Here is a 6,217-nt window from a genome sequence, read left to right on the forward strand (position 1 = left end):
GGCGCCGACGACTACATGGTCAAGCCGTTCAAGCCGAAGGAACTCGTCGCCCGCATCCGTGCCCGTCTGCGCCGGACCGACGACGAGCCCGCCGAGATGTTGTCCATCGGCCCGGTGGAGATCGACGTCCCGGCGCACAAGGTGACCCGGGATGGTGTGCCGATCTCGCTGACCCCGCTCGAGTTCGACCTGCTCGTGGCGCTGGCCCGCAAACCCCGCCAGGTGTTCACCCGCGACGTGCTGTTGGAGCAGGTCTGGGGCTACCGGCACCCGGCTGACACACGCCTGGTCAACGTCCATGTGCAGCGTCTGCGTGCCAAGGTGGAGACGGATCCGGAGAACCCGGAGATCGTCCTGACCGTGAGGGGTGTCGGCTACAAAGCCGGGCCGCCGTGAGTGACCGGAGCGGCCGGGCACGAACTCTCCGACCGCGCCACCCCAATAGCGCGACCGCACGGGTACGCCGTTCGCTGACCCGGTTTGGCAATCTTTTCGGCGGTGTCTGGCGTCGCTCCCTGCAGTTGCGTGTGGTCGCATCGACCCTGGCGTTGTCGCTGGTCGTCCTCGTGGTCCTGGGCTTCGTGCTGATGACTCAGATCACCAACAGCCTGCTCGACGCGAAGCTGGCGGCCGCCGGCGAGGAGATCGACCGCGCGCGCGCTGTCGTAGAGCGCGACCTGGCTAGCCCGGACCCGTCTACACCCGTCATCACCCGGCTGCGCCAGACGCGGGCACTGCTCACCGAGCGGGATACCGGGGAGTCCGGGGCCGGCGCACGTGCAGTTGGCGCGTTCGACACGGTCCTGCTGGTGCGCGGCCCGGGCAGCGGTGCCGCCGAACTCGGCGTCGGCCCGGTCGCGGCGATACCGCCGAACCTGCGGTCGATGGTGCAGAGCGGTCAAGTCGCCTACCAGTATTCGACGGTGGAGACGACGGGCGGCGCGAGGGCCGCGGCACTCCTCGTCGGAACACCGACGAACGCGGCGATCCCCGGCCTCGAGCTGTACCTGGTGTTCCCGCTGACCTCCGAGCAGGCCACCGTCAACCTCGTGTTCCGCACGCTGCTCGGTAGCGGCATCGTGCTCCTGGGCCTCCTCGCCGCGATCGCCTGGCTCGTCTCCCGGCAGGTCGTGCTCCCGGTGCGATCCGCGGCCCGCGTCGCCGTCCGGTTCGCCAGTGGCCGGCTGTCCGAGCGCATGCCGGTGCGCGGCGAGGACGACATGGCGCGGTTGGCGGTCGCGTTCAACGACATGGCCGAGAGCCTGCAGCGCCAGATCGCCCACCTCGAGGAGTTCGGCGGGCTGCAACGGCAGTTCACCTCCGATGTCTCGCACGAACTGCGCACGCCGCTGACGACGGTGCGGATGGCCTCGGATCTGCTGTATGAGGGTCGCGACGAACTCGACCCCGTTCGCAAGCGGTCGGTGGAACTCCTCGACAAGGAACTCGACCGCTTCGAGACGCTCCTCACCGAGTTGCTCGAGATCTCCCGGCACGACGCCGGTATGGCCGAGCTGGCCGCTGAGCAGATGCCCATGTCCATCCCCATCGAGGCGGCGCTGGCCACGGTTCGCCACCTCGCCGACGACACCGGCACCGAGCTCATCGTCGACCTCCCCGAGACGCCTGTCGTGGCCGAGATCGACCCGCGACGCGTCGAGCGGATCCTGCGCAACCTGTTGGCCAACGCGATCGACCATTCCGAGCAACGCCCCGTCACCCTCACGATGCGGACTGACGGGGACGCTGTGGCGGTTACTGTGCGCGACCGCGGCGTCGGATTGCGCCCCGGGGAGGAGAAGCTGGTGTTCAACCGGTTCTGGCGCTCTGACCCCTCGCGACACCGCCGCTCCGGTGGCACCGGCCTCGGGTTGGCGATCAGCGTCGAGGACGCGAATCTGCACTCCGGCCGGCTGGAGGCGTGGGGTGAACCGGGCAAGGGCGCCAACTTCCGTCTGACCCTGCCACTCATACGGGGCCACAAGGTGCTCGGTAGCCCTCTGCCGTTGCGCCCGACCGATACCGCGAGCGGTGCTGGCCCGGCGGGGGCGAAGCGGTGAGGCCGCCCGTGGGCCCGGTCCGCGCCGCACTGGTGGTGCTGCTGGCAGCGGTCGCCGTTGTCGCGTCGGGGTGCGTCGCGATCCCCACCGACTCGTCTCCACAGCCTCTGAAGACCTTCGAACGCCGCCCCGACACCAAGCCGCTGCCCAAGCCGAACGCGACGATGGACCCCGAGGCGCTGGTGTACGCCTTCCTCAAGGCGACCGCCGATCCCACTGCGGCGCATACGTCCGCTCGCGCATTCCTCACGCCGGAGAACGCCGCGCGGTGGGACGACCGCGGTGATTCCGCAGTGGTGAGCAACGTCAACGTCCTGCTGGATTCGCGCACCGACACGACCGCGACTGTGCGGGTGGTTGGCGACAACACGGCGTCGCTGAAGGTCAACGGGCAACTCCTCCCCGCGACGGGGCGCGTGGAGAGCACCATCAAGCTCGCCCGCAGCAACGTCGGTTGGCGCATCGACGGCCCGCTGCCGCCAGGGGTGTTGATCGACCGGACCCAATTCGAGGCGACGTACCGCCTCGTCACCCTGTATTTCACCGATCAGAGCCAGTCGAGGCTCATCGGCGACCCGAGGTGGTTCTACATCGGCCAGACCGGGCCGGGGTCGGTGGTGGCACGGTTGCTCGCCGGTCCCAGCCTCGACTTGGCGCGGTCCACGGCTTCGGCCATCCCGACCGGTACCCAGCTCGGCACTGTGGCCGTCCGCGAGGGCGGCGGCGTCCGGATCGATCTGCGGCGGGCCGGATCGCCGGCCCCGGAGGTCCGCTCGCTGATCGCGGCCCAGCTCGTCTGGACGCTGAACAGCGTCGACGCGCCAGCGCCGTATGCGATCACCCTCGACGGCGAGCCACTGCTGCCGGACCGCCCCGACGGGATCGCCGTCGCCGACGTGCAGCGGCACTCGCCGACGGCGTCGTCGAGTTCGGTCGATGCGCTCGACGTCATCAGCAACGGCCGCTATCACAACGTGGTCGACGGACGGCTCGTCCCGATTGCGGGGAACCTCAACGACGGCGACCAGGTGCGGTCGGCGAGCGTGAGCAGTGACCGCACCCGAATCGCCGCAGTGCGTGGTCCGCGTCCCACCGCGGGCGCGCCGGCGCAACCGGCGCCTCCCGGGGGTGCTCGCCCCCAACTGGTAACCGGCCTTTACGGCGGCGCCGTGCAGCCGCTGGCCACGGGCGCTTCCATCACCCGTCCGTCGTTCGGGGCAGGCAACGACGTGTGGGCCGTGCTCGATGGGCGCCCGACGCGGTGGTCGATGGGCGAAGGCGGATTGCACACTTCGGTGGTGGACACTGCGGCGCTCGCCGCAGTGGCGCAAGGGCCGATCAGTGATCTGCAGGTCTCGCCCGATGGGGTCCGAGTGGCACTGATCGTCGGCGGACAGGTGCTGTTCGCGGTGATAGTGGACCGCGACGACGGGCAGGTCGAGCTCGCCTATCCCAGGTTTGCGGCCTACAACATCGGCAACCGGGCAGTGGCGCTGGACTGGGCGTCGCCGACGACGCTGGTTATCGCACGCGATGTCACCGAGACGCCGGTGACCCAGGTGCCGGTGTCGGGCCTGTCGGCGGCTGGGTTGGTCTCGGGCAACCTCGCACCGCCGGTCCATGCCGTGGCGGCCAACCTGTCGTCGACGTACGTGGGCGACAGCCGTGGTGTGCTCACATTGTCGACCAGTACGTCCACCCGGGACCAGACCTGGGTCGACGTGTCGGCCGCCAGGGGAGCAGACATGATCCCGGTGCTGCCGTGACCGGCTAGTCCGCGGCGGCGAGCACGACGACGAGATCGACCTGGATTCCTGCCGCAGCCAACACCCGCACGGATTCGGCGACGGTGGCTCCGGTGGTGATCACGTCGTCCACGAGCACGACCGCGGCGCCGGGACCGGTCAACGCCGGTGCCTCCTCGGTGCGCGCGGTGATTGCTCCGCGCAGGTTGGCGTGGCGTGCCCCGGCGCCCAAGCCGGTTGAGTCCCTCACCCATCCGGCGGTCCGCAAGACCGGGGCGACTGCGACGTCGGGGCCCATGCATCGTGCTGCTGCGCGGCAATAGGCCTCGACCGGGTCGCCGCCCCGACGTCGGGCAGCAGCTGTGCGCGTGGGTGCGGGAATGAGGACCAACCGCCGGGCGTCGGGTACCTCGCCCCAACGCGCCAGCGTCACCAGGACTCTCGCAAGGCTGCTGCCGAGCGGTTCGACGAGGTCGCGTCGTCCGTGCTCCTTGACGCCGACAATCGCGCCCCGCAGTGGGTCCCGGTAGGGGCCTTGCGCCCACACCGGGACGCCGGCATTCACGCGCGGTGTCACCGCCCGCGGGACGTCGGCCACCACTGCTGCGCAGCGGGTGCACCACTGCGCACCGGGGCGGCCACAGCCACCGCAGACTACGGGCAGCACGAGGTCGACCAGCGCCCCCAATAGGACGCCGGGTGTGAACCGATTCGATTCCCCCACCTGCGGCCCCCGCCCCGTCGGGCCAATCACATCACGTTCGACTCGCCCCGTGGAGGTAAAACCTGGCAGCGACGTGCGGAGGCGACTACGGTCGATGTCAAAGTTCTTCGGGGAGGTGACGCCGCTGCCACTGGGTGCCGGTCGCCGGCCGGCATGGTTTTTCCGTTCCGCCACTAGGAGGAAGTTGTATGTCGTCCGTCATTCACCGCAAGGGCCACCGCGAGTCGAAGGTCAACCGATCGCGCGAGGCGGAGCATCCGTTCGATGCTGAGGCAGCCTTCACCCGCCCTCCGGGCACGGTGGTCTCAGCAGAGCCGGCCGAACCCGAAGCCGCGGTCAACTTCTCCGGACGAAACGTCGAGATCCCCGATCATTACCGCGTCTACGTGCGGGACAAGCTGGCCCGACTCGAGCGGCTGGACCCGTCGATCTACCGGTTCGACGTGCAGCTCTTCCACGAGCGCAACCGCCGCCAGTCCAAGGCGTGCCAGCAGGTCGAGATCACCGCGACGGGCCGCGGCCCGGTGGTGCGGGCGCAGGCCGGTGGCGAGAACTTCTACGCGGCGCTCGAACTGACCCTGGACAAGATGGAGTCGCGGCTGCGCCGGGCGAAGACGCGCCGCGAGATCCACTACGGCCTGCGCACTCCGACGTCGGTCGCCGAGGCCACCGCGAACGGGGTGGCCTCTGTTAACAGCGTCGCGGGTACGGTCGCCGACGCGGATGTCGACCACTACGCGGTCGACGACCACGAGCCCGGCCAGGTCGTCCGCGTCAAAGAGCACTCGGCGGTGCCGATGACCGTCGACGACGCCCTGTACGAGATGGAACTCGTCGGACACGACTTCTTCCTCTTCCACGACAAGGAGACGGACCGACCGTCGGTGGTCTATCGCCGCCACGCGTTCGACTACGGGTTGCTGCGCCTGACCTGACCCGCCGGAGGACGTGCTGCGGCACTGTGCGTGAGCGTTCCGTACCATGTCAGAGGGCCCGATGTCAGCGCCCCTCGTGGGGACTGACATCGGGCGGAACACTCACGGTTAACACAAGGGATTGCCAGTGCTGAACAAGCTCCTCCGCGTCGGCGAAGGCCGGATGGTCAAGCGCCTCGACGTCATTGCCGGCCACGTCGAAGCCCTCGAGGACGAGACCGCCGCGCTCACCGACGACGAACTGCGCGCGAAGACCGGAGAGTTCAAGGAGCGGCTGGCCGACGGCGAGACGCTCGACGAGTTGCTGCCCGAGGCGTTTGCGGTGGCCCGCGAGGCAGCGTGGCGCGTGCTGGATCAGAAGCACTTCCACGTTCAGATCATGGGCGGCGCCGCGTTGCACTTCGGCAACATCGCCGAGATGAAGACCGGTGAGGGCAAGACCCTGACCTGTGTGCTCCCGGCGTATCTCAACGCGTTGACCGGTAAGGGCGTGCACGTCGTGACCGTCAACGACTACCTGGCTAAGCGCGACTCCGAGTGGATGGGGCGTGTCCACCGCTTCCTGGGTCTGGAAACCGACGTGATCTTGTCGGCGATGTCGTCGCCGGAGGTCCGCCAGCGGGCCTACCAGGCTGACATCACCTACGGCACCAACAACGAGTTCGGCTTCGACTACCTGCGCGACAACATGGCGCACGCCCTCGAGCAGCAGGTCCAGCGCGGCCATGCCTACGCCATCGTCGACGAGGTCGA

At 69.1% G+C, this 6,217-nt stretch carries 5 protein-coding genes and 1 pseudogene; 5 read left to right on the forward strand and 1 reads right to left on the reverse strand.

Features of this window, described 5'->3' with window-relative positions; genetic code table 11:
• From B4L26_RS16080 to B4L26_RS16090, 3 genes are all read left to right on the forward strand, one after another.
• Positions 1–396 (forward strand): response regulator transcription factor (locus tag B4L26_RS16080; protein ID WP_290720383.1); only part of this gene is annotated, 396 nt, incomplete at its 5' end.
• On the forward strand, positions 393–2,060 hold the full coding sequence (gene mtrB, locus B4L26_RS16085) for an MtrAB system histidine kinase MtrB (protein ID WP_409563413.1): 1,668 nt from the start codon (positions 393–395) through the stop codon (positions 2,058–2,060). The genes B4L26_RS16080 and mtrB, both read left to right, overlap by 4 nt.
• Entirely contained in the window at positions 2,057–3,826 is a 1,770-nt protein-coding gene (locus tag B4L26_RS16090) for an LpqB family beta-propeller domain-containing protein (protein ID WP_290720385.1), read from the forward strand. The genes mtrB and B4L26_RS16090 overlap by 4 nt, the downstream gene beginning before the upstream one ends.
• Before the next feature lie 4 nt (positions 3,827–3,830).
• On the opposite strand, the gene B4L26_RS16095 is transcribed toward B4L26_RS16090, so the two are convergent.
• The gene (locus B4L26_RS16095; RefSeq protein ID WP_290720387.1) at positions 3,831–4,529 is read right to left on the reverse strand and encodes a ComF family protein; all 699 of its coding nucleotides are present in this window, start codon (positions 4,527–4,529) and stop codon (positions 3,831–3,833) included.
• Positions 4,530–4,717: 188 nt separating this feature from the next.
• On the opposite strand from B4L26_RS16095, the gene hpf reads away from it, so the two are divergent.
• Together hpf and B4L26_RS16105 are read left to right on the forward strand one after the other, a co-directional pair.
• On the forward strand, positions 4,718–5,464 hold the full coding sequence (hpf, locus tag B4L26_RS16100) for a ribosome hibernation-promoting factor, HPF/YfiA family (RefSeq protein ID WP_290720389.1): 747 nt from the start codon (positions 4,718–4,720) through the stop codon (positions 5,462–5,464).
• 127 nt (positions 5,465–5,591) lie between these two features.
• A pseudogene (locus B4L26_RS16105) lies at positions 5,592–6,217 on the forward strand (preprotein translocase subunit SecA); the annotation flags it as partial.

This window comes from Gordonia sp. UBA7599 (genome assembly GCA_002477755.1).
Lineage (GTDB): Bacteria > Actinomycetota > Actinomycetes > Mycobacteriales > Mycobacteriaceae > Gordonia.